The organism is Patulibacter minatonensis DSM 18081, from assembly GCF_000519325.1.
Taxonomy (GTDB): Bacteria; Actinomycetota; Thermoleophilia; order Solirubrobacterales; family Solirubrobacteraceae; genus Patulibacter; species Patulibacter minatonensis.
The window spans coordinates 1,548,923-1,569,650 of record NZ_KI912613.1 but is presented as its reverse complement, the minus strand read 5'-3'; the positions used below and the strand labels follow the sequence as shown (position 1 = coordinate 1,569,650).

Here is a 20,728-nt window from a genome sequence, read left to right as displayed (position 1 = left end):
TGGGAGCGGCGGGGTGCCACACACCGAGCGGGCGGGGCCGGTCGCCGCTCCCCGGGGTCCTCAGCCGGCGACCGACGCGATCTCGGCCGTGCGGCGCGCACGACGCACGCGCCACCAGGCGATCGCCGCCGTGACGGGCGCGAGCGCGAGCCCGCCGACCACGAGCGCGAACGACCACTGCGGTCCGGCGAGCATCGCCAGCGCTGCGACCGAGGCGGCCCACGCCAGGGCACCGGTGGCGTTGGCGATCGCGAACCGCGGCCACGGCATCCGGGCCGCGCCGGCCGTCAGCGCCGCGACGATCCGGACCCCGGGGACCCACCGGCCGAGGAAGACGGCGACGACGCCGTGGCGCGCGAAGAACGCGTCGGCCTTCGCGACGGCCGCGCGCCGGTGGCCCGAGAACCGTCCGTCGCGCAGGAGGAACGCCCGTCCGCCCCGCCGGCCGAGCATGTAGCCGAGCGTGTCGCCGAGGGTCGCCGCGACCGCGGCCACGAGGATCACGAGCGGCAGCGACAGGTGACCGCCGGCGACGAGGCCACCCGCGGTCAGGAGGGCGGTCTCGCCCGGCAGCGGCAGGCCTGCGGACTCGCCGAGGATCAGCCCGGCGAGCGCCGGATAGCCGAGGGACGACGGGATCGGGATCAGCACGTCCCGAGGATGCCCCGGCCCGATGAACGGTCGATGAGAGCGGCGGGCGGACGTGGTGCGCGCACGGAGCACCGCACTGTCGCGCGGGCACCCGCCCGCGCGGCGACCCGCCCGCGGTCCTCTCATGTTGGGCTCATCTGGTGTCCCCACAGTGGTCCCATGCGCACCGCCCGCCGAACACCGGCGCCCGTCCGTCCTGCCCACCGTCCTGCCGGGGGCTCGAGCTCGTGAGCGCCTCGATGCACCTGTGGGAGGCCGTGATCCTCGGCGGCCTCGAGGGTCTCACCGAGTTCCTCCCGATCTCGTCGACCGGGCACCTCACGATCGCCGAGAAGATCATGGGGTTCAAGCTCGACGACCCGGACGTGACGGCGTTCACGGCGATCATCCAGGTCGGTGCCGTGCTGGCGACGGTGCTCTACCTCCGCGACGACGTGCTCCGGCTCGTCGGGTCGTTCCTCCGGGGCCTCCGGACGCCGTCGGAGCGCCGGACCCGGGACTTCCGGTTCGCGCTCGCGATCCTGATCGGGTCGATCCCGATCGGCATCATCGGCGTCGCGTTCAAGGATCAGATCGAGACGACGCTGCGGTCCCTGTGGTTCGTCGGCTCGGCGCTCATCCTGTTCTCCGGGGTGATGTGGTTCGCGGACCGCGTCGGCACGCAACGGCGGGGCGAGGACGACGTCACGTGGCGCGACACCCTCGCGATCGGCGTCGCGCAGTGCCTCGCCCTCATCCCCGGCGTCTCGCGGTCCGGCGCCACGATGTCCGCCGGCCTGCTGCGCGGCATCGACCGCGTCGCCGTGACCCGCCTCTCGTTCTTCCTCGCGATGCCGGCCCTCGTCGGCGCGACGCTGCTGCAGGTCGCGAGCGAGGCGTCGAACATCTCCGGCGGCATCGGCTGGGGCCCCACGATCCTCGCCACCGCCGTGTCCTTCGTCGTCGGCTACGCCGCGGTCGCCTGGCTCCTCGGCTTCATCGCCCGCCACGGCCTCGGCGTGTTCATCACCTACCGCATCGCCCTCGGCACGATCGTCCTCGTCCTCGTCGGCGCGGGCGCCCTCTCCCCCACCTGATCGGACGCGATGGCCTCCCCCGTCCCGCGGATCGTCCTCCGCCCCCTCCCGCTCGTCGCGCTCGCGCTCGCGCTGATCGTCGGGCTCGGGCTGCTCGTGACCTCGCCGGGGACCGGCGTCACGCGGTGGGACACGGACGTCGTCCGGTGGATCGCCGACCGGCGGACGTCGGGGATCGTCGACGTCGCGAAGGTCGTCACCGACCTCGGCAACGGCTACGTCGTCGGGGTGGTGCTCGCGGTCGTCGGGGTGCTCCTCGCGGCCACGCGCGTCCTCGGGCCCGTGGCGGCCGCGGCGCCGCTGCTCGCGCTGTGGCTCGGTGCACTGGCGTCCGGCGTCGGGAAGGCGATCGTCGGTCGACCGCGTCCGCCGCTGGCGCTCCACGAGGTCGCGGCCACCAGCAGCGGCTTCCCCTCCGGGCACAGCACGCAGTCGGCGGCCGGCTGGCTCGCGCTGGCGCTCGTGCTCGCGTACGCCCGGCGGGGCGCGAGCGGCCCGTCGCGCCGGATCGTCCTGGCCGCCGGAGCGGTGGTCGTGCTGCTCGTCGGGGTGTCGCGGGTCGTCCTCGGCGTGCACTCCCCGACCGACGTGCTCGCCGGCTGGGCGCTCGGGGCGGCGTGCGCGCTGCTCGTCGTCGCGCTGCTGCTGCGGGGACGTCGGGCGACGTGACGCTCGTGCGCCCGCCGGTGGCCGTCAGACGTGCAGGCGCACGAGACGGCGGAACGGGTTCGCGGCCAGACCCGCCTGCGCGCTGACGTCGGTCGCGTGGGCGAGCGCCCAGCGCATCACCGGGGAGCACGAGGCGTCGTGCGGGGACCGGCAGCCCGTCTCGTCGAGGAGCAGGTGGCGGACCTCGCCGGTGCGGACCTTCGCCTCGAGCTGCGCGGGGGTCGTCTGCTGTCGTCCCCACCAGCCCGTGAGCATCAGGACCGGCTCGCCGTCGCGGGCGATCAGCGGGCCGGCAACGATGCTCCCCGAGCTGGCGAACTCGTACCGCGCGCCGGGCTGGTGGGCGTGGAGGTAGCGGCTCACGGACTCGACCTGCGCCGCGGGGATCGCGCCGAGCGTCTGCGAGTCCTCCGCGCCGGTGCGCACGAGCCGCATCGACGTGAGGAGCGGAGCCGCCAGCAGCCCGGCGGTCAGCAGCGCGACGACGTACGTGCTCACGTGGGGCCGCCAGTCGTGGCGTCGCGCCAGCGCGCCGATCCAGGCGCTCAGCCCGATGCCGAAGGTCGCGGCCACCGACGGCGTGAACGCCTCCAGGTACCGCATCCGCACCCGGCCCTGGACGCTGAACAGGAGGAAGCCGCAGAGCAGCCAGACGCCGATGCCGACGCCGACGGCCACGCGGGTCCGGGCCGCCGGGTCGAGCGCGCGGGGCGTGCGCGTGCGCTTCCGCGCGACGGCGGCGGAGCGGATCGCGAGCCCGCCGAGGAGCAGCGCGGGTACGAGGACGGTGCCGATCATCCCCAGGTAGTCGGGGTGCGTGGTCGTCAGCAGCCGGAAGGGCCCCGGGGGGACGACGTTCAGCGCGCCGGCCGCGGGGTAGCCCAGGCGGTCCAGGCCGTTGTAGATCAGGATCACGTTCGCGATCGTCCCGTCGGTCGCCCCCAGCGGGAACGGGTGGTGCCCGGGAGCGAGGGAGGCCGCGACCGGCCATGCGGCGGCGACGACCACGAAGGCGATCGCGGCGTGCTGCAGCGTCCGGATCCGGCGGCTCGGGAGGTCGTCGAGCGCCCACCACGCCATCGCGGCGATCGCCGGGATCGCGACCATCGCCTGGAAGAGCTTGATCTCGAACGCGAGCCCGGCCAGTGCCCCCGCACCGACCACCGCCCGCCGGCGCCGCTCCGGGGGCGCCGCCGCGATCGTCCACAGCGCCGCGAGGAGCACCGTCCCCATCAGCGTGTCCATCGTGTCGGAGCGGCTGGTCAGGACCGCGATCGGGAGCACGGCCAGCGCGGACGCGGCGACGAGCCCGGCACGTCGCCCGAACCCCCGGCGCACGAGGTCGTAGAGGAGCGGGATCGCGAGACTGCCCGCGATCACCTGCGGCAGGCGGAGCGTGACCGACGAGAACCCCAGGAGCTTCGTGCTGGCCACCTGCAGCCAGAGGTCGATCGGGGCCTTGTCGACCGAGACCGACCCGCCGGGCTCGAACGCGCCGTAGAAGAAGTTGTGCCACGAGAGGCCCATCGAGCGCACGGCGGCGTCGTAGAACGGGTTGGGCGGTGTGCGCGAGAAGTCCCACGCCCGGAGCACGACGCCGAAGACGCACACCGCCACGACCGCCAGGGTCGCCCAGGGCAGCGCGATCGAGACCGACCGGGACGTCGGGCGGGAGGACACGGTGTCGGTCACCGACCCAGTCTCGGACGCCCCCGGTTGGCGGACCTTGTGCTGGTGTTGGCGTCAGGTTGGGACGTCGGTGGAGGGGAGCTCCAGGACGAACCGCGCGCCGTTCCCGCCGGGCTCCAGACGGAGGTCGCCGCCCATCCGCACCGCGAGCTCCCGTCCGATCGCGAGGCCGAGACCGGACCCGGAGTCCCCCGCCTCGTTCCCGCGCTCGAACCGGCCGAAGATCCTGACGGCCTCGTCGGCGCGGACGCCGGGCCCCCCGTCCTCGACGGTGAGCACCGCGCGCCCGGGCCCGGCGCCGGCGGTGACGACGATCGGCGCCGCGCCGTGCAGCGCGGCGTTGTCCACGAGCACCCGCACCACCTGCGCGACGCTGCCGGGATCCGCGGTGCACCACAGGTCGTCCTCGGCGTGGAGGCGGACGCCGAGCTCGACCGGGAACTCGGCGACGATCGACCGCGCGAGCTCGCCGAGCTCGACCGGCTCCGCGCGCAGCGGCAGCCGGGCGTCGAGGCGGCTGAGGTCCAGGAGCGTCGCCGAGAGCCGCGTCAGGCGCTCGGTCTGCCCGAGCGCGCGACCCACCTGCCGCCGGGCCTCGTCGAGGTCCGGCGGATCGTCCGCGAGGTCCTCCGAGGTCGCGTGGAGCATCAGGAGCAGGGACGCGAGCGGGGTGCGCAGCTCGTGGGACGCGGTCGCCACGAACGTGCGGCGCGCGTCCTCCTGGTCGCGGAGCTGCTGCTGCATCGCCGCGAACGCGCGGGTGAGGTCGCCGATCTCGTCGCGTGCGTCGTCGGGGCGGACCTCGACGACCATGCCGGCGTCGGAGACGCGCAGCGCGGTGTCCCGGAGCGCCGTGACCCGGGCGACGAGCCGCGATGCGAGGACGAGCCCGACGACGAGCGCGATCAGGAGCGCGATCCCGGCCGCGACCAGGAGGGCCTGGCGGACCACGTGCTGGACGGCCGGCAGGTCGTTCAGCGACCGGTGCATGACGAGCACGTAGCGCCGGTCCTCCACCGTGAACGGCGTGGCGACCGCCGCCTCGTCGGCGTCGTCCCCCGGCGCGCGCTCGAACCGCACGGTCGAGCCCGCCGCGATCGCACGGCCGGCGACCGGGCTGCGGGCGAGGTCGTCGACGTCGGTCGACACCACGAGCGCGGCCCGGGCGTCGTACACCGCGGCGTCCGCGGCGGTCTGCCGGCGGATCGTGATCAGCACGCGGCGCAGGCGTCGCGAGTCGGCGCGGTAGGCGGACGGCGGGAGCTCGCGCACCGTCGACCGCGAGGCGCGCGCGGACTCGGCGAGGGTCCGGACGGCGTCGTCCCGGAGCGCCCGGTCGAGCGGGATCAGGAGCAGCGCGGCCGTGATCGCCAGCGTCAGCGCGCTGACGCCCATCAGCGCCAGGGCGAAGCGGCCGCGGAGGCCGCGGAGGCGCCTCACGGACCCTGCAGCCGGTAGCCGACCCCGCGCACGGTCAGCACGAGCTCGGGGCGCTCGGGCACGACCTCGAGCTTCTGGCGCAGGTGGCGGACGTGGACGTCGATCCCGCGCGGGTCGCGGTACGCGTTGTCGCCCCAGATCGCCCGCAGCAGCTCCTGGCGGTTGTGGAGCACGCCGGGGTTCGTCATCAGGACCTCGAGGAGCTCGAACTCCGAGAACGTCAGCTCGACCGGCGCGTCGCGAACGGTCACGGAGCGCCTGGTGCGGTCGAGCACCAGGGGGCCGACGCGCAGGACGTCCTCGCCGATCGCGCGGCTGCCGGCGCGGCGGAGCACGGCCTTGATCCGGCTGCGCAGCTCGGCGGGACCGAACGGCTTCGTGACGTAGTCGTCGGCGCCGGACTCGAGGCCGAGCACCGCGTCGGCCTCGGAGTCCAGGGCGGTCAGCATGATCACGGGCACGATGTTGTGCCGCTCGCGCAGCGTCCGGCAGACCTCGTAGCCGTCCGGGCCCGCGCCCAGGGCGACGTCGAGCAGGACGATGTCGAACGCCGTGGTGCTGGCGTGGTCGATCGCGGAGCGCCCGTCGCTGACGGCCATCACGCGATGGCCGTCCCGCTCGAACAGGCGGCGGATCTGCTCCCGCAGCTCGGACTCGTCGTCGACGACGAGGATGTCGAGCGTCTCGGTCGCCATCGGCCGCACGCTACCGGCGGCCCGGGACGACGGCGCGTGCCGCTCCCGGGGCCGCGGTGGTCCCCGATCGCCCGGCCACGCCGGGCCCGTCGACCCGGTAGAGGCGGACCCGCCGCGGGAGTCCGGCCGCGGCGCTGACGTCGGTCCCGTGCCGCTGGACCCAGCGGATCGTCCCGAGACGCGCGGGGCCGGCGCCCGCCAGCACGAACCGGACCTGCCCGGCGGCGATCGCGGAGCGCAGCGCCGGCAGCGTGACCAGCGGCCGGGCCCCGATCCCGCCCAGGACGAGCACGGGCCGGCCGTCGCGGACGATCAGCGGGGCGACCGTCGTGATGCCGGAGCTCGCGACCTGGAAGCGGACGCCGGCGCCCTGGTGGGCGCGGAGGTACGCGCTCAGCCGTGCGACGACCGGCGCGGGCAGTCGTCCGGCCGTCCCCGAGTCCCCGGCACCGGTGCGGACCAGGCGTGCGCTCTCGGCGACCGGTGCGGCGAGGACCGCGGCGAGCACGACGGCGACGACGACGGCCGCGACGCGACGCCGCGCCCCGAGGGCCCGGTCCGCGAGCACGACGAGCCCGACGCCGAGCACTCCGGCGAGCGCGGGCGTGAACGCCTCGAGGTACCGCGGGCGCAGCTGGCCCATCGCCGAGAAGACGAGGAGACCGGTGAGGAACCAGACGGCCAGCGCGGTGCCGACCAGGACGCGGCGGAGCGCCGCGGGATCCTCGGGCAGCGCGCCGGCGACGTCGCCCCGCGCGAGGCCGCGGACGACGGCCGGCAGCGCCCGCCCCCCGCGGATCCCGGTCACCAGGGCGGCGAGCGTCCCGACGACGAGGGCGGCCGCCAGCTCGATCCCGACCAGCGGGGCGAGCGGCGATCCGCTCCCGTCCCGGAGGAGGCTCGTGAGGTTCGCCGACCCGTTGCCGCTGGTCGGTGCGCCGAGGCGGTCCAGGCCGTTGTAGCCCAGGAGGACGCTCGCGATCGAGCCGTCCTTCGAGCCGAGCGGCACCGGGTGGCCGCCCGGCAGCACGGTGGCGACGACGGGCCAGGCCGCGGCGACGACGAGGAACGCGAGGCCGGCGAGCGCGGTGACCCCGAGTCGGCGACGGAGCGTGCCCGGGACCGCGAGCAGGCCGAGGAGCGCGATCGCCGGGAGGCCGACGACCGCCTGGAAGAGCTTGACCTCGAACGCGAGGCCGGCGATCGCGCCGGCGAGCACGACGGCGCGGGCGCGACGCTCCGGCCGGGCGCGCACGACGACCCAGACGGCGAGGAGCAGGAGCGTGCCCATCACCGTGTCCATCGTGTCCGACCGGCTCGTGAGGACCGCGACCGGCAGGACCGCGAGCGCGAGCGCGGCGGCCAGGCCGACCCGGTCGCCGAAGCCGCGGCGGACGACGTCGAAGAGCAGCGGGACGGCGAGCACCCCGCAGACCGCCTGGGGCAGGCGGAGGCTGACGCTCGAGAAGCCGAGGACCTTGGTGCTCGCCACCTGGAGCCAGAGGTCGACCGGGGTCTTGTCGATCGCGACCCGGCCCCCCGGCTCGATCGCGCCGTAGAAGAAGTCGTGCCAGGAGCTCCCCATCGAGCGGACGGCCGCGTCGTAGAACGGCGTGCCGTCGACGCGCCCGAACGCCCAGAACCGCAGCACGGCGGCGAGGACGCAGACGACGGCGAGCCCCGCGAGGGCGGCTCGCCGGTCGACCGTCGGCGTCGCCTCGGACGCCCCGGGCTCCGCGGTCGGTGGGGCGGCGCCGCCCCGGGGGGCGACCGGCCGCTCCGGTGCGAGCGTCGTGCCCATCGCCTCAGACCGACCGGACCCGGAGCGCGCGCAGCGCGGGGTACGTCGACGCGAGCTCGCGCAGCGCGCGGAGGATGACCCTCGGGTCGCCACCCGACTCCTCGCCCGCGACCCGCGGATGGTGGTGGACGCCGGCCTCGACGACGCGGGCGCCCGCGGCCCGGCAGCGGACGAGCAGCTCGGTGCTGATCATCGCGCCGCTGGAGACCAGGTGGACGTCGCGCAGGAGATCGCGGCGGATGAGCTTGAAGGCGCAGTCGACGTCCCGGACCGGGAGGGCGAAGAGGGTCCGGACGACGCCGTTCCAGACCGCCGCGGCCGCCCGGCGCCGCGCGGAGTCCCGGCGGTCGATCCGCCACCCCCACACGACGTCGCCGTCGGCGGTCAGCGGCACGAGGTCGCGGAGCTCGTCGAGGTCGAACTGGAGGTCCGCGTCCGTCAGGAGGACCCAGTCCATCCGGGCGGCCTCGATGCCCGACCGAACCGCGTCGCCGTACCCGCGGTTGCGGGTGTGGACGATGAGCCGGACGTGCGGGTCGTCGGAGACGATCGCCCCCGCGATCGCGCACGTCGCGTCCGTGCTGCCGTCGTCCACGACGACGACCTCGTAGTCGACCGCCGACATCGCGCCGGCGCGCTTCGCCGCCGCGATCGCCGCCGCGACGTTCTCGGCCTCGTCGAAGCACGGGAGGACGATCGTCACGCTGCGCAGGAGCGGGGCGTGCGCGTCGGCCGGCCGCACCAGGCGCCGGGCGCGGACGCCCACCGCCGGGTCGAGCGGGACGATCGGCTGCGGGTCGGCGCCGGCGGGGTGGTGTGCGGTGGTGGCCATGACCGCCACCTTCCGCCGATGCCCGTTCGCCGCGGTTGGCCGACTGTTGGCGTCCGGTTAGGACGCTCCGCGGTGCGTGCGTCGCGTCACCCGGGGCTCCGGAAGAAGCGCCAGACCTCCTCGGCGGCGGAGAGCGGGTTGGGTCCGGCGTCCCGGGGCGTCCCTCCCGACCAGCTGTGCCGGCCGCCGACGATCGCGACGTGACGGACCCGGATCCCGGGTGCGCAGCCGGCCCACCGCCAGCGGACGAGGACGCCGGGCCGGCGCGTGACGATCCCGTGGGGACCGCACCCGTCGCGGGCGGCCCAGACGCGCAGGTACGGGAGCACGGCGCCACGGAAGTCGGTCTCCTCGCCACCGCGGTACGGCACGACGTGGTCCTCGGTGCCGTGGATCTCGAGGACCGAGACCGGCCGGCCCGCGGGGCACCGGGCGACGGCGCGGTAGCCCCCGGCGACGGGTGCGATGCCCGCGATGCGCTCCGGCAGGGCGCAGCCGAGCCGGGCGGTGAAGCCGCCGCCGTTGGAGACGCCGGTCGCGAACACGCGGCCCGGGTCGACGCAGCTGCGACCCAGGACCGCGTCGAGCGCCCGGCCGACGGCCGCGACGTCGTCGCGACCCGATCCGGGCTGGTCGAACAGCTGCCACGAGCGCGTGGGGGCCGGGGCGGTCGGGAACGCGACCGCGAAGCCGGCGCGGTCCGCGAGCGCGGCGAGCCCCGAGTACCGGCGGAACTGCGCGCCGTCGGCCCCGGCGCCGTGGAACGCCAGGACGAGTGGGAGCCGTCGCCCGGCCGGTCGGCGCGGGACGTGCACGAGCACGCGCATCGGGAGCGGGCCGGCGGGGACCTCGAGACCATAGGTCGCGCCGCCCGCCGGTGTCGCGGCCGCGCACGACGTCGGGTCCGCGCCGGCGGACGCGCGGGGGACGACCGCGGCGACGAGGGCCACCGCCGCGGCGACGACGACGAGCAACGCCGCGGCGACGACCGGTGGCGACCGGACCCGTGACGTGGCGCGCGACATCGCTGGAGGGTAGGCCGTCCCGTGCGGGACGGATCCGGGTGGTCCGGGCGCGCCACGACGACGCCTCCGGCACGGTGGCGCTGGACGGCCGGGTCGACCGCGGTCGGGGCCTGCACCGGCGGGCCGGGAGCGGGCGCGGTCCGGGCGGCCGCCCGTCAGCGCTGCGCGAGGATGAAGATCCGCACGCGCTCGTGGTCGAGCGCCCAACGCCGGAACGACGTCACGGCGTAGCGCCGACCCTGGATCGCGACCGTGCCGCGCGTCGGGAGCCGCACGTGGCGGGCGGGCTGCAGGGAGGTCCGTGCGGTGCCCGACGCGCCCTTGATGAAGACGTGCGCGGGGTTGTGGCGGTGCAGCAGCCGCACGACACCGATCTCGTCCTGGATCGAGACCGTCGCCACGCCGAGCGACCGCCCGTCGGCGGCGCGGATCGTCGCCGACGGGCCGGCGACGCAGAACGGCACGCCGACGTCGACGACCTTCCTTCCGCCACGGCGGACCTGGAGCCGGCTGATGTGCGCCTTTCCGACGGTGAGGCGCGCAGCGGCCGCGCGGGCGGCGGGGAGGTCGTCCGCGGCCAGCGCCGCCACAAGCCCGGGGTCGTGGATGACGTTCCGGAGCTGCTTGTGCACCGCGTGCCCGTTCGTCTCCGCGTCGTAGTGGCCGGCGACGATCCGCGCGACCGCGTCGGCGCTCTGGGTCCGGCTCGCGGGGGCCGCGGCCGTCGACCTGGCGGCCGCGTTCGTGGCGGGCGGCGACGACCCGGCGGGCGACGCGGTGGCCCCGGACCCGCACCCGGTGACGCCGAGCGCGAGGGCTGCGGCGACCGGCAGGGCGAGGGTCGTGGCGGCGGGCGGGACGGGTCTCGTGGTCATGCCCCGGAGATCTACCGACGCCCCGGTTGGTGGCCGTGGAGCGCAGGTTGGCGTCCTGTTGGGACACGCCGGGTCCGGGTCCGCCGGTCGGGCCGTCCGTCCCGGGGGCGCGATGCGCCGAGCCGTCCGTCGGGGCCGTGGCGCCCCGCCGCTCTCACGGAGGACTCACCTGCGAGGGCCACCATCGGGTGTCCGGCCACCCCCGGCGTCGCCCGCGCCGCCCCCGAAGGACACGCATGATCGAGATCGAGCACGTCACCAAGCGCTACGGCGAGAAGGTCGCCGTCGACGACCTGAGCTTCGTCGTCCGGCCCGGCATCGTCACCGGCTTCCTCGGGCCCAACGGCGCCGGCAAGTCCACCACCATGCGGATGATCCTCGGGCTGGACGAGCCGACCACGGGCACCGTGCGCGTGAACGGGCGGGCCTACCGCGACCTGGAGGCGCCGCTCCACGAGATCGGGGCGATGCTCGAGGCCCGCGCGATCCACACGGGCCGCTCGGCGTTCCACCACCTGCTCGCGATGGCCCAGACCCACGGGATCGGGCGGGCACGCGTGGACGAGGTGATCGACCTCGTCGGGCTCGGGAGCGTCGCCCGCAAGCGCGCCGGCGGCTTCTCGATGGGCATGGGACAGCGGCTCGGCATCGCGTCGGCGCTGCTCGCCGACCCGCGCACGGTGATCCTCGACGAGCCGGTCAACGGCCTCGATCCCGAGGGCATCCTGTGGATCCGCAACCTCCTCAAGCGCCTCGCCGCCGAAGGCCGGACGGTCTTCCTCTCCTCGCACCTGATGAGCGAGATGGCCCTGACCGCCGAGCATCTGATCATCGTCGGCCGCGGCCGGCTGATCGCCGACACGACCGTGGAGGAGGTCGTCGCCCAGGCCTCCGCGGACGGCGTCGTGCGCGTGCGCAGCCCCGCCGCCGCGTCGCTGCGCGACACGCTCGTCGGGCAGGCGGGCGTCACCGTCGCGTCCCCCGAGCGGGACCTCCTGGAGGTCCGCGGCGTCGCCGCCGGCCGGATCGGCGAGCTCGCCGCCCTGCAGGGCGTCGCGCTGTACGAGCTGACGCCGGTCCGCGCGTCGCTGGAGGACGCCTACATGCGCCTGACCGGTGACGCCGTCGAGTACCGCACCGGCGAACGACCGGCCACCGCCGTCGACGCGCGCGTGGAGGTGGCCGCATGAGCACCGCCGCCCCCACCGCCCCGGCGGTCGTCGCCCGCACCGGAGGACGCGTCACGCAGGCCAACGTCGTCCGGTCGGAGTGGACGAAGCTCTGGTCGCTGCGCTCGACCCGCTGGTCGCTGGCCGTCGCCGTCGTTGCGATGATCGGTCTGGCGGTCGGCATCTCCGCCGTCCAGATGAGTCGGTGGGCGAGCACGAGCGCGCAGGACAAGGCCGTCTACGACTCCATCGACGTGGGCGTCGGGGGCTACCACCTGGCCCAGCTCGCGATCGGGGTGCTCGGCGTCCTCGCGATCTCCGGCGAGTACGCCACCGGCATGATCCGGTCGAGCTTCATGGCCGTCCCCAAGCGGCTGCCCGTGCTCTGGGCGAAGCTCGCGGTCTACTGCTCCGTCGTCTTCGCGCTGATGCTCGTCGCGACGTTCGTCGCGTTCTTCGCCACCCAGGCGATCGTCGCCGGCCACCACGTCCAGCACGGCATCGGCGACCCGCACGCCCTGCGCGCGGTCGTCGGCACCGCGCTGTTCCTGACCGTCCTCGGGGCGCTCGGCCTCGGGCTCGGCGCGCTCGTCCGCAACACCGCCGGCGGCATCGCCGCGTTCGTCGGACTGCTCTTCGTCCTGCCCGGGATCACCGCCCTGCTGCCGCACTCGACCGCGGACGCCGTGAACCCGTACCTGCCGCTGAACGCGGGCTTCACGATCACGACGAGCACCTTCGAGGACTCCCACCACCTGTCGACGTTCGGGGGCTTCGCGGTCTTCTGCGCCTACACGCTGATCGTGATCGTGGTGGCGTCGGTGCGGCTGGTGCGGCGGGACGCCTGAGGCCGTAGTGATCCGCCTTGCAACGTCCGTGCCGTCCTCACCTCGCGTTGAGGTGCGGACGGCATGGTGTCCGGCGTGATGCAGATGCCGACCTCCAGCCGCGACTGGTTCGCCGCCCAGCGCCCGGGACGACGTCCGCGGCGCCCGGACCCGCGGCGGCGGCCGGGTGCCCGCGGGCTCACCGTCGCTGCGATGACGCCGTTGCAGGTCCCCTCCCGCCGCAGCAACGGGACGCGCACGCTCGTCCTGCTCGTGTTCTCGGTGGCGCTCCTCGCGGGAGCCCAGCTGTGCGGTGACGCGGAGCACGGCGCGTGGCGGGATCTCGTGAGCGTCCTCGGCCTCGTCTCGTCGCTGCGGCTGCTCGTCTGGCTCGCCCTCGGGGAGCGCCCGCCGCTGCGGGGGTGAGGCGCGCGGGCACCGCCGTCGCCGCGCCGCGCCGCCCCGGCCCTCAGCCCCCGTCGCCCGAGCCGGCCACCAGCACCGTCACCAGCGCGCCGTCCTCGGTCGCGACGGTCAGGCGGCCCCCCTCGGCCTCGACGAGCGAGCGCGCGAGGCGCAGCCCCAGCCCGTGACCGTCGCCCGTCGGGCCGTCGGGGAGGGCGTCCGCCGCGTCGGGGAACCCCGGCCCGCGGTCCCGGACGTCGATCGCCACCCAGTCGCCGGTCCTGCGGACCTCCACGGTGACCGCGCCGTCGCCGTGTCGGTGCGCATTCGAGAGGAGGACGTCCAGGACCTCGGACAGCACGCCTCCGGGGAAGCGCACCACGACCGCGCCCCCCGACGGGACGACGCTCCGCAGCGGTCTGCCGTCCGCGGCGAGGGTTCCCCGCCACCGGTCCTCGGCCTGCTCGACGAGCGGGCCGACCGCGACCGGACCGGCGCTCCCCGCCCGCCCGCGCGACGCGGCGAGCAACGTCGCGATCGTGGCCTCCAGGCGATCGATCTGCCGCGTCGCGGCGTCGACGTCGAGCGCGGCGGCGCCGGGAAGCGCCGAGGCTTCGAGCTCCAGGCGCAGCGCGGCGAGCGGGGTGCGCAGCTGGTGCGAGGCGCCGGCGCTGAACGTGCGCTCGCGCTCCACGAGGGCCTCCAGCCGCTCCGCCGTCACGTCCAGGGCGCCCGCGACGGCGTCGACCTCGCGGACCGCCGATCGCGGGGCGCGGGCGGCGAAGTCGCCGTCGCCGAGGCGCTCGGCCGCCCCGACGAGCCGCTCGAGCGGCCGGGCGAGCCGCCGTCCGAGGACGAGCGCCGCCGCGACCGCGACCGCGATGATCGCGAGCGCCAGCCCGGTCAGCGCGAGCCGCGCGCGCCGGATCGTCCGCGCCGTCGGGGCGCGGTCGCGGACGGCGAGCACGACGCCCGTGACCCGCTCGTCCTGCTGCAGCGGGACCGCCGCCAGGAGCCGGCCGGTCTCGGCCCGCGCCACGGGGCGCCGGTCGCGGAGCGCGTCCCGCACCAGCCCGGTCGCGTCGCCCTCGGGTGCGGTGCCCGCGACGAGACGGCCGCGCCGGTCGTACGCGCCCAGGCGGTCGGGCGTGTCCGGCAGCTCGATCGGGTCGCGGCCGCCGGCCGTCACGTCGATCCCCCGCGTCGCGGCGACCGTGTCGCGCTGCAGCCGGAGCAGCGCACGGTCGTCGTACGTGCGCCCGACGACGATCCCCAGCGGGATCGCGAACGCGAGCACCGCCACCGCGGCGACGGCGGCGATCGCGGCGACGAGGCGGCGCCTCACCCGGTCTCCAGCCGGTAGCCGAAGCCGCGCAGCGTCGTGATCGCGTCGGCGCCGACCTTGCCGCGCAGCGACAGCACGTGGGTGTCCAGCGTCTTCGTCGACCCGAGCCACTCGGTGTCCCAGACCTCCCACATGATCCGCTCGCGCCCGACCGCCCGGCCGGCCTCCGCGGCCAGGAGCGCAAGGAGATCGAACTCCTTCGGGCGGAGCGCGAGCTCGTCGTCGCCCCGCCAGGCGCGGCGGGCCGCGCGGTCGACGCGGAGGTCGCCGACCTCGAGCACCGCGGCGTCGCCGGCGCGGGCGTCGGCCGTGCGGCGCAGGTGCGCGCGGACCCGCGCGAGCAGCTCGGAGAGCCGGAACGGCTTGACGAGGTAGTCGTCCGCTCCGGAGTCGAGGCCGGAGACGACGTCGACCTCCTCGTCGCGGGCCGTGAGGATCACGATCGGCAGGTCGCGGGAGCGCGCCCGCAGCGCGCGGCAGACGTCCACGCCGTCGACGTCGGGCAGGCCGAGGTCGAGGAGGACGAGGTCCACCTTGTCGGGGCGGACGCGCAGGGCGGGGGCGCCGAGGGCCAGGTGGGAGACCGCGTAGCCCTGGCCGTCGAGCACCCGGACGAGGCCCGCGGCGATCGCCTCGTCGTCCTCTACGAGGAGGATCCGCGGTCGCTGCACGCCCCGACGGTACCGCCTGCCGGGCCGTGCTCCGGGCAGCCGGAGCGCGATCCGGCCAGGTTTGACCGGGCGTTGACCTGACGCTGGCCGGACGTCGCCGCGGCGGGCCTACGGTCGCCGCCATGACCGTCCTCCCGCCCTCCCGCGCCGTCGCCGCCGCCGGCGTCGCCGTCCTCGCGCTCTCCCTGTCCGCCTGCGGCTCGTCGTCCTCCGGATCGGGCGCATCCGGCGGCGGCGCCGGCGCCACGCCGACGAAGACCGTCGACCCCAACGCCGCCGAGGTCAGCCCCGCCGGGGACATCCCGGACGACCAGGCCTACGTGCGCTACGCGATGACGTCCGGCGGCTTCTCGGTGAAGGTGCCGGAGGGCTGGGCGCGGTCGTCCACGAAGGGCGGGACCCGGTTCACGGACAAGCTCAACGCGATCGAGCTGCAGCCGTCGACCGGCGGGGCGCTGACGGCCGCGGCCGCGAAGGCGACCGAGGTGCCGCGCCTGGAGGCGGCGACCCCGGGCTTCGCGTCCGCGAAGGTCTCGACGGTGCGGCGCACGGCCGGCAGCGCCGTGCGGATCACGTACCTGGCGACCGCGCCGGCGGACCCCGTCACCGGCAAGCGCGGCACCGACGCCGTCGAGCGCTACGTGTTCTCGAAGGGCACGCGGCGGGCGACGCTGATCCTCAGCGGCCCGAAGGGCGCCGACAACGTCGACCCGTGGAAGATCGTCACCGACGCGTTCCGGTGGACGCGATGACCGCCCGCCTGGAGGCCACCGACCTCTACCGCTTCTTCCACGCCGGCGACGAGGAGACGCTCGCGCTGCGCGGCGTCTCGGTCGGGGTCGACGGCGGCGAGGTCGTCGCGATCACCGGCCCGTCCGGCTCCGGGAAGTCGACGCTCCTGGCGTGCCTGGCCGGCCTCGACGAGCCCGATGGCGGGATGGTCCGCATCGACGGCGAGCCGCTCTCCCGCCGTCCCGAACACGAGCGCGCCGCCGTCCGCGCACGGCGGATCGGCATGGTCTTCCAGGCGACGAACCTCGTCGGGCACCTGAGCGTCGAGGACAACGTCGTCCTCGCCCAGCGCCTCGCCGGTGGGTCCCGCGACGGAGGACGACGCGCCGCGCTCCTCGAGCACTGCGGCCTGGAGCGCCGCACCCACGCGCGCCCGTCGCAGCTGTCGGGCGGCGAGCTCGCCCGCGCCGGGCTGGCCGTCGCGCTGGCCAACGCGCCGGCGGTGCTGCTCGCGGACGAGCCGACGGGCGAGCTGGACGGGACGACCGCCGAGCGGATCCTCGGGCTGCTGCGCCGGGAGGCCGACGGCGGCACCGCGGTCCTCGTCGTCACGCACGACCCCGCGGTCGCGGCGGCGGCGGACCGCGAGTTCGGCCTGCTCGACGGGCGGGTGGCGGCATGAGCACCGTGCCGCTCGTCCGCTGCGCCGGCGCCGCGCGCACCTACGGGTCCGGGGCGACGGCCACCGTGGCGCTGCAGCCGACCGACTGCGCAGTGTTGCCGGGGGCCCGCACCGCGCTGATGGGCCCGTCCGGATCGGGCAAGTCCACGCTCCTCCACCTCATGGGCGGGCTCGACGACCCGACGCGCGGGACCGTCGAGTGGCCGGCGATCGGGACGCGCGCCGCGCTCAGGCCCGGCCCCGTCGCGACCGTCTTCCAGGGCCCCAGCCTGCTGCCCCCGCTGACCGTCGCCGAGAACGTCGCGCTGCCGCTGGCGCTCGTCGACGTCGGCCCCGCCGAGGCCCGCGACCGGGCGCTCGCCGCCCTGGAGCAGCTCGGCCTGACCGCGCTGGCGGACAAGCTCCCCGACGAGCTCTCGGGCGGACAGGCCCAGCGCGTCGCCGTCGCGCGCGCCCTGATCGGCGCACCCGTCCTGATCCTCGCCGACGAGCCGACCGGCCAGCTCGACCGCTTCCACGGCACCCTCGTCGTCGACGCGCTCCTGCACGCCGCCGAGCGCACCGGCGCGGCGCTCGTCGTCGCCACGCACGACGAGACGGTCGCCGACCGCTTCGACGCCTGCTGGCGCATGCGCGACGGCCTGCTCTCCACGGAGGTCGCCCGATGCTCGTCCTGACCTGGCTGCGCGGGCTCGTCCTGCACCGCCGCGGCCGCCTGGTCGCGACGACGCTCGGCGTCGCGGTCGCCGTCGCGCTGCTCGCGTCGATCGGCACGTTCCTCTCCTCGACCACCTCCTCGATGACCGAGCGCGCCGCTGCCCGCGTCGCCGTCGACTGGCAGGTCGAGGCCGCCCGCGGCGCCTCCCCCGCGACCGTGCTCTCGCAGGTGCGCCGGGAGCCCGGCGTGCAGCGGGCGCTCCCGGTGGCGTTCGCCGAGACGACCGGGTTCCAGGCGCGCTCCGGCGGCACCGTCCAGCACACCGGTCCCGGGAAGGTCCTCGGGATCCCCGCGGGCTACGCGCAGGCGTTCCCGGGCCAGATCCGGACGCTCGCCGGCCGGCAGGGCGGCACCGGCGTCCTGCTCGCGCAGCAGACCGCCGCGAACCTCCACGCGAAGCCGGGCGACACCGTGCGCATCGGCCGGGCCGGCCTCCCGGACGCGCAGGTGCGCGTCGACGCGATCGTCGACCTCCCCCAGGCCGACCAGCTGTTCCAGAAGGTCGGCGCCCCCGTCGGCGCGCAGGCGACCGCTCCGCCCGACAACGTGGTCCTCCTCCCCGCGGGGACCTACCAGGCGCTCGAGGGACCGCTCGTCACCCGGCGCCCGGACCTCGGCCGCGTGCAGGTCCACGCGAAGCTCTCGCACGCGTTGCCCGGCAGCCCGAGCGCCGCGTACACCCAGGTCTCCGGCCACGCGCGCAACCTCGAGACGACGCTCGCGGGCACCGGCCAGATCGGCGACAGCCTGAGCGTCGCGCTCGACGGCGCGCGCAGCGACGCGCTCTACGCGCAGCTCCTGTTCCTCTTCCTCGGGCTGCCGGGCGCGGTCCTCGCCGGCCTGCTGACCGCCTCGGTCTCCTCCGTCGGTGCCGGTCGTCGCCGACGCGACGCCGCGCTGCTCCGGACCCGCGGCGCGACCACCCGGCAGCTCGTCGGGGTGGCGCTCGCCGAGGCCGGACTGGCCGGCGCGGTCGGCATCGCCGTCGGCCTGGTCGCCGCGCGGATCGTCGGCCACCAGGCCTTCGGCACCGCGAGCTTCGGCGCCGGCCCGGTCGCCGCGATCGCCTGGGGTGCCGGGTCCGCGCTCGTCGGCATGCTGATCGCGGCCGCCGCGATCGCCGTTCCCGCGTGGCGCGACGCCCGTGGTCTCACGGTCGTCGGGCAGCGCCGCCAGCTCGGCCGCGTCGACCGCGCGCCGTGGTGGCAGCGGTACGGGATCGACGTGCTCTGCCTGATCGGCGCGGGCCTCGTCTTCTGGCAGGCGTCAACGGGCGGGTACCAGCTCGTGCTCGCCCCCGAAGGGGTGCCGCAGGTGTCGGTCAACTGGTACGCGCTGCTCGCTCCCGTCCTCGCGTGGATCGGCGGCGGGCTCCTCGTCCACCGGCTCGTCGACCTCGTCCTCGCGCGCGGCCGGCGGCCCCTCGCCCGCCTGCTGCGCCCCGGCGCCGGCGCGCTGGCGACGACGGTGACCGCGACGATGGGACGCCAGCGCGCGCTCCTCGCCCGGGCCGCGACGCTCCTGGCCCTGACCGCCGCGTTCGCGGGCTCGACCGCCGTCTTCAACGCGACCTACCGCCAGCAGGCGGAGGCCGACGCCCGGCTCTCCAACGGCTCCGACGTCACGGTCACCGAATCGCCCGGCGTGTCCGTCGGGCCGTCCGGGGCCCGGGCGATCAGCGCCGTCGGCGGCGTGCGGAGCGTCGAGCCGCTGCAGCACCGCTTCGCCTACGTCGGCGCCGACCTGCAGGACCTCTACGGCGTGCGGGCGGCGACGATCGAGGAGGCGGGCGCGCTGCAGAACGGGTGGTTCGCCGGCGGCACCGCGAGCCAGCTGCTGGACCGGATCGCCCAGAGGCCCGACAGCATCCTCGTCTCGGCCGAGACCGTGAAGGACTTCCAGCTCCGGCCGGGCGACCTCATCCGGCTCAGGCTCCAGGACGGCCGGACGAAGGCGTTCCGGACCGTGCCGTTCCACTACGTCGGCGTCGCGAAGGAGTTCCCGACGGCACCGAAGGACTCGTTCTTCGTCGCCAACGCGGACTACGTCGCGAAGGCCACCGGCTCCGACGCCGTCGGGACCTTCCTCGTGCAGACCGACGGGACGAACCCCGCGACCGTCGGCGCGCGACTGAAGGCGAAGCTCGGCACGAGCGCGGCGGTCACGGACATCGTGGACGAGCGCTCCGTCATCGGCTCGAACCTCACCGCGGTCGAGCTCAAGGGCCTGACCCGGATCGAGCTCGGCTTCGCCTTCGTCCTCGCCGCCGTCGCGTCCGGGCTGACGCTCGGGCTCGGCTTCCGCGAGCGCCGGCGCACGTTCGCGATCGCCGCGGCGCTCGGGGCCCGCAGCCGCCAGATCGGCGCGTTCGTCTGGAGCGAGGCCCTGTTCGTGACGACGACGGGCGTCGTCCTGGGGGCGGCGATGGCGTACGGCCTGACCCGGCTCCTGGTCAAGGTCCTGACCGGCGTCTTCGACCCGCCGCCGGACTACCTCTCGGTCCCGTGGCTGTCGCTCGGCGCGTCGCTCGTCCTCGTCGTCGTGGCCGTCACCGCCGCGGGGGTGGTGACGATCCAGGCCCTGCGGCGCCCGGCGATCGAGGAGCTGCGGGACCTGTAGGGGCGTCGGCCGGCGCTCAGGCCTCGTCGAGTCGGTAGCCCGCACCGCGGACGGTCTTCAGCGTCGTGACGCCGAACGGCCGGTCGATCTTCTCGCGCAGCAGGCGGATGTAGACGTCGACGACGTTCGAGCGGTTCTCGTACCCGTTGTCCCAGGCGCCCTCCAGGATCTGCAGGCGCGAGAGGACCTCGCCCCTGCGGCGCATGAAGACCTCGAGGATCTGGACCTCCTTGACCGAGAGCTCGATCGCGGTGCCGCCCCGCGTGACGCGGTGGGTGACGGGGTCGAGCACGAGGTCGCCGACGACGATCTCGGTGCCGCCGGCCGCCGCGGGCCGGCGGGTCAGCGCCCGCAGCCGCGCGAGCAGCTCGCCGAAGTCGAACGGCTTGACGAGGTAGTCGTCCGCCCCGGTGTCGAGGCCGGAGATCCGGTCCTCGACGGCGTCGCGCGCGGTCAGCATCAGGATCGGCGTGGCGACGCCCGAGGCCCGGAGGCGCCGGCAGGTCTCGAACCCGTCGATGCCCGGCAGGTTGACGTCCAGGCAGACGACGTCGTAGGGCGTCGCGTCGGCCATCCACAGCGCGTCCTCGCCCTTGATCGCGACGTCGCACAGCAGCCCGTCGGCGATCAGGCCCTGGCGGATCAGTTTCGCGAGGGGGAGTTCGTCCTCGACGACCAAGACGCGCATCGCGCCGATCATCGCAGCCCGCACCGGGTCCGTCGACCGGCCGCGGACCTGGCGCCCCGGCGTCCTCATCCGTCTTTCACGGACCGTTCATCCGGCGGCTCCAGCATGCCCCGCATCAG

The 20,728-nt window shown here is 75.8% G+C and carries 20 protein-coding genes; 9 read left to right on the top strand and 11 right to left on the bottom strand.

Features of this window, described 5'->3' with window-relative positions; genetic code table 11:
* Positions 1–60: 60 nt before the first annotated feature.
* Complete coding sequence (locus tag PATMI_RS28155) at positions 61–651, bottom strand: DedA family protein (protein WP_036725407.1); 591 nt, start codon at positions 649–651, stop codon at positions 61–63.
* A gap of 239 nt (positions 652–890) precedes the next feature.
* Here PATMI_RS28155 and PATMI_RS0107125 point away from each other — a divergent pair, with 239 nt between their 5' ends.
* Both PATMI_RS0107125 and PATMI_RS34075 read left to right on the top strand, forming a co-directional pair.
* On the top strand, positions 891–1,727 hold the full coding sequence (locus PATMI_RS0107125; protein WP_026910380.1) for an undecaprenyl-diphosphate phosphatase: 837 nt from the start codon (positions 891–893) through the stop codon (positions 1,725–1,727).
* 9 nt (positions 1,728–1,736) lie between these two features.
* Positions 1,737–2,396 carry a phosphatase PAP2 family protein gene (locus tag PATMI_RS34075; protein ID WP_051471170.1) on the top strand — a complete coding sequence of 220 codons (660 nt, stop codon included), beginning with the start codon at positions 1,737–1,739 and terminating at the stop codon, positions 2,394–2,396.
* A gap of 24 nt (positions 2,397–2,420) precedes the next feature.
* On the opposite strand, the gene PATMI_RS0107115 is transcribed toward PATMI_RS34075, so the two are convergent.
* The 7 genes from PATMI_RS0107115 to PATMI_RS0107085 form a co-directional block, all read right to left on the bottom strand.
* The gene (locus PATMI_RS0107115) at positions 2,421–4,088 is read right to left on the bottom strand and encodes a glycosyltransferase family 39 protein (RefSeq protein ID WP_026910379.1); all 1,668 of its coding nucleotides are present in this window, start codon (positions 4,086–4,088) and stop codon (positions 2,421–2,423) included.
* A gap of 51 nt (positions 4,089–4,139) precedes the next feature.
* Positions 4,140–5,525 (bottom strand): HAMP domain-containing sensor histidine kinase, encoded by a 1,386-nt coding sequence (locus PATMI_RS0107110; protein ID WP_026910378.1) that lies wholly within the window; start codon positions 5,523–5,525, stop codon positions 4,140–4,142.
* Positions 5,522–6,220 (bottom strand): response regulator transcription factor, encoded by a 699-nt coding sequence (locus PATMI_RS0107105; protein WP_026910377.1) that lies wholly within the window; start codon positions 6,218–6,220, stop codon positions 5,522–5,524. The genes PATMI_RS0107110 and PATMI_RS0107105 overlap by 4 nt, the downstream gene beginning before the upstream one ends.
* 10 nt (positions 6,221–6,230) lie before the next feature.
* Positions 6,231–8,021, bottom strand: a complete 1,791-nt coding sequence (locus PATMI_RS0107100) for an ArnT family glycosyltransferase (protein ID WP_026910376.1) — start codon at positions 8,019–8,021, stop codon at positions 6,231–6,233.
* A gap of 4 nt (positions 8,022–8,025) precedes the next feature.
* Complete coding sequence (locus PATMI_RS28145) at positions 8,026–8,853, bottom strand: glycosyltransferase family 2 protein (protein ID WP_051471169.1); 828 nt, start codon at positions 8,851–8,853, stop codon at positions 8,026–8,028.
* A gap of 86 nt (positions 8,854–8,939) precedes the next feature.
* Positions 8,940–9,878, bottom strand: a complete 939-nt coding sequence (locus PATMI_RS28140; protein ID WP_051471168.1) for a CE1 family esterase — start codon at positions 9,876–9,878, stop codon at positions 8,940–8,942.
* A 155-nt stretch (positions 9,879–10,033) separates the two neighbouring features.
* Positions 10,034–10,753 (bottom strand): hypothetical protein, encoded by a 720-nt coding sequence (locus PATMI_RS0107085; protein WP_026910375.1) that lies wholly within the window; start codon positions 10,751–10,753, stop codon positions 10,034–10,036.
* Between the two features lie 236 nt (positions 10,754–10,989).
* Here PATMI_RS0107085 and PATMI_RS0107080 point away from each other — a divergent pair, with 236 nt between their 5' ends.
* The 3 genes from PATMI_RS0107080 to PATMI_RS36530 all read left to right on the top strand — a co-directional run bounded on the left by PATMI_RS0107080 (position 10,990) and on the right by PATMI_RS36530 (position 13,175).
* Entirely contained in the window at positions 10,990–11,943 is a 954-nt protein-coding gene (locus PATMI_RS0107080) for an ABC transporter ATP-binding protein (protein ID WP_026910374.1), read from the top strand.
* The gene (locus tag PATMI_RS0107075) at positions 11,940–12,770 is read left to right on the top strand and encodes an ABC transporter permease subunit (RefSeq protein ID WP_026910373.1); all 831 of its coding nucleotides are present in this window, start codon (positions 11,940–11,942) and stop codon (positions 12,768–12,770) included. The genes PATMI_RS0107080 and PATMI_RS0107075 overlap by 4 nt, the downstream gene beginning before the upstream one ends.
* Before the next feature lie 192 nt (positions 12,771–12,962).
* Positions 12,963–13,175 carry a hypothetical protein gene (locus PATMI_RS36530; RefSeq protein ID WP_157260658.1) on the top strand — a complete coding sequence of 71 codons (213 nt, stop codon included), beginning with the start codon at positions 12,963–12,965 and terminating at the stop codon, positions 13,173–13,175.
* Between the two features lie 43 nt (positions 13,176–13,218).
* Here the strand turns inward: PATMI_RS36530 and PATMI_RS0107065 are convergent, their stop codons facing one another.
* Both PATMI_RS0107065 and PATMI_RS0107060 read right to left on the bottom strand, forming a co-directional pair.
* A complete protein-coding gene (locus tag PATMI_RS0107065) occupies positions 13,219–14,499 on the bottom strand; it encodes a HAMP domain-containing sensor histidine kinase (RefSeq protein WP_026910371.1) in 1,281 nt (426 codons plus the stop codon).
* On the bottom strand, positions 14,496–15,170 hold the full coding sequence (locus PATMI_RS0107060; protein ID WP_026910370.1) for a response regulator transcription factor: 675 nt from the start codon (positions 15,168–15,170) through the stop codon (positions 14,496–14,498). Before PATMI_RS0107060 ends, PATMI_RS0107065 begins: the two co-directional genes overlap by 4 nt.
* Positions 15,171–15,292: 122 nt before the next feature.
* Between PATMI_RS0107060 and PATMI_RS0107055 the strand changes: the two genes are divergently transcribed.
* From PATMI_RS0107055 to PATMI_RS0107040, 4 genes are read left to right on the top strand one after another with little or no spacing between them, the layout of a single operon-like run.
* Positions 15,293–15,922 carry a hypothetical protein gene (locus PATMI_RS0107055; protein WP_026910369.1) on the top strand — a complete coding sequence of 210 codons (630 nt, stop codon included), beginning with the start codon at positions 15,293–15,295 and terminating at the stop codon, positions 15,920–15,922.
* The gene (locus PATMI_RS0107050; RefSeq protein ID WP_026910368.1) at positions 15,919–16,584 is read left to right on the top strand and encodes an ABC transporter ATP-binding protein; all 666 of its coding nucleotides are present in this window, start codon (positions 15,919–15,921) and stop codon (positions 16,582–16,584) included. Before PATMI_RS0107055 ends, PATMI_RS0107050 begins: the two co-directional genes overlap by 4 nt.
* Positions 16,581–17,261 carry an ABC transporter ATP-binding protein gene (locus tag PATMI_RS0107045; protein ID WP_026910367.1) on the top strand — a complete coding sequence of 227 codons (681 nt, stop codon included), beginning with the start codon at positions 16,581–16,583 and terminating at the stop codon, positions 17,259–17,261. Before PATMI_RS0107050 ends, PATMI_RS0107045 begins: the two co-directional genes overlap by 4 nt.
* Positions 17,249–19,921, top strand: a complete 2,673-nt coding sequence (locus tag PATMI_RS0107040; protein WP_026910366.1) for an ABC transporter permease — start codon at positions 17,249–17,251, stop codon at positions 19,919–19,921. The genes PATMI_RS0107045 and PATMI_RS0107040 overlap by 13 nt, the downstream gene beginning before the upstream one ends.
* A 16-nt stretch (positions 19,922–19,937) precedes the next feature.
* On the opposite strand, the gene PATMI_RS0107035 is transcribed toward PATMI_RS0107040, so the two are convergent.
* A complete protein-coding gene (locus tag PATMI_RS0107035; RefSeq protein ID WP_026910365.1) occupies positions 19,938–20,609 on the bottom strand; it encodes a response regulator in 672 nt (223 codons plus the stop codon).
* Positions 20,610–20,728 lie beyond the last annotated feature (119 nt).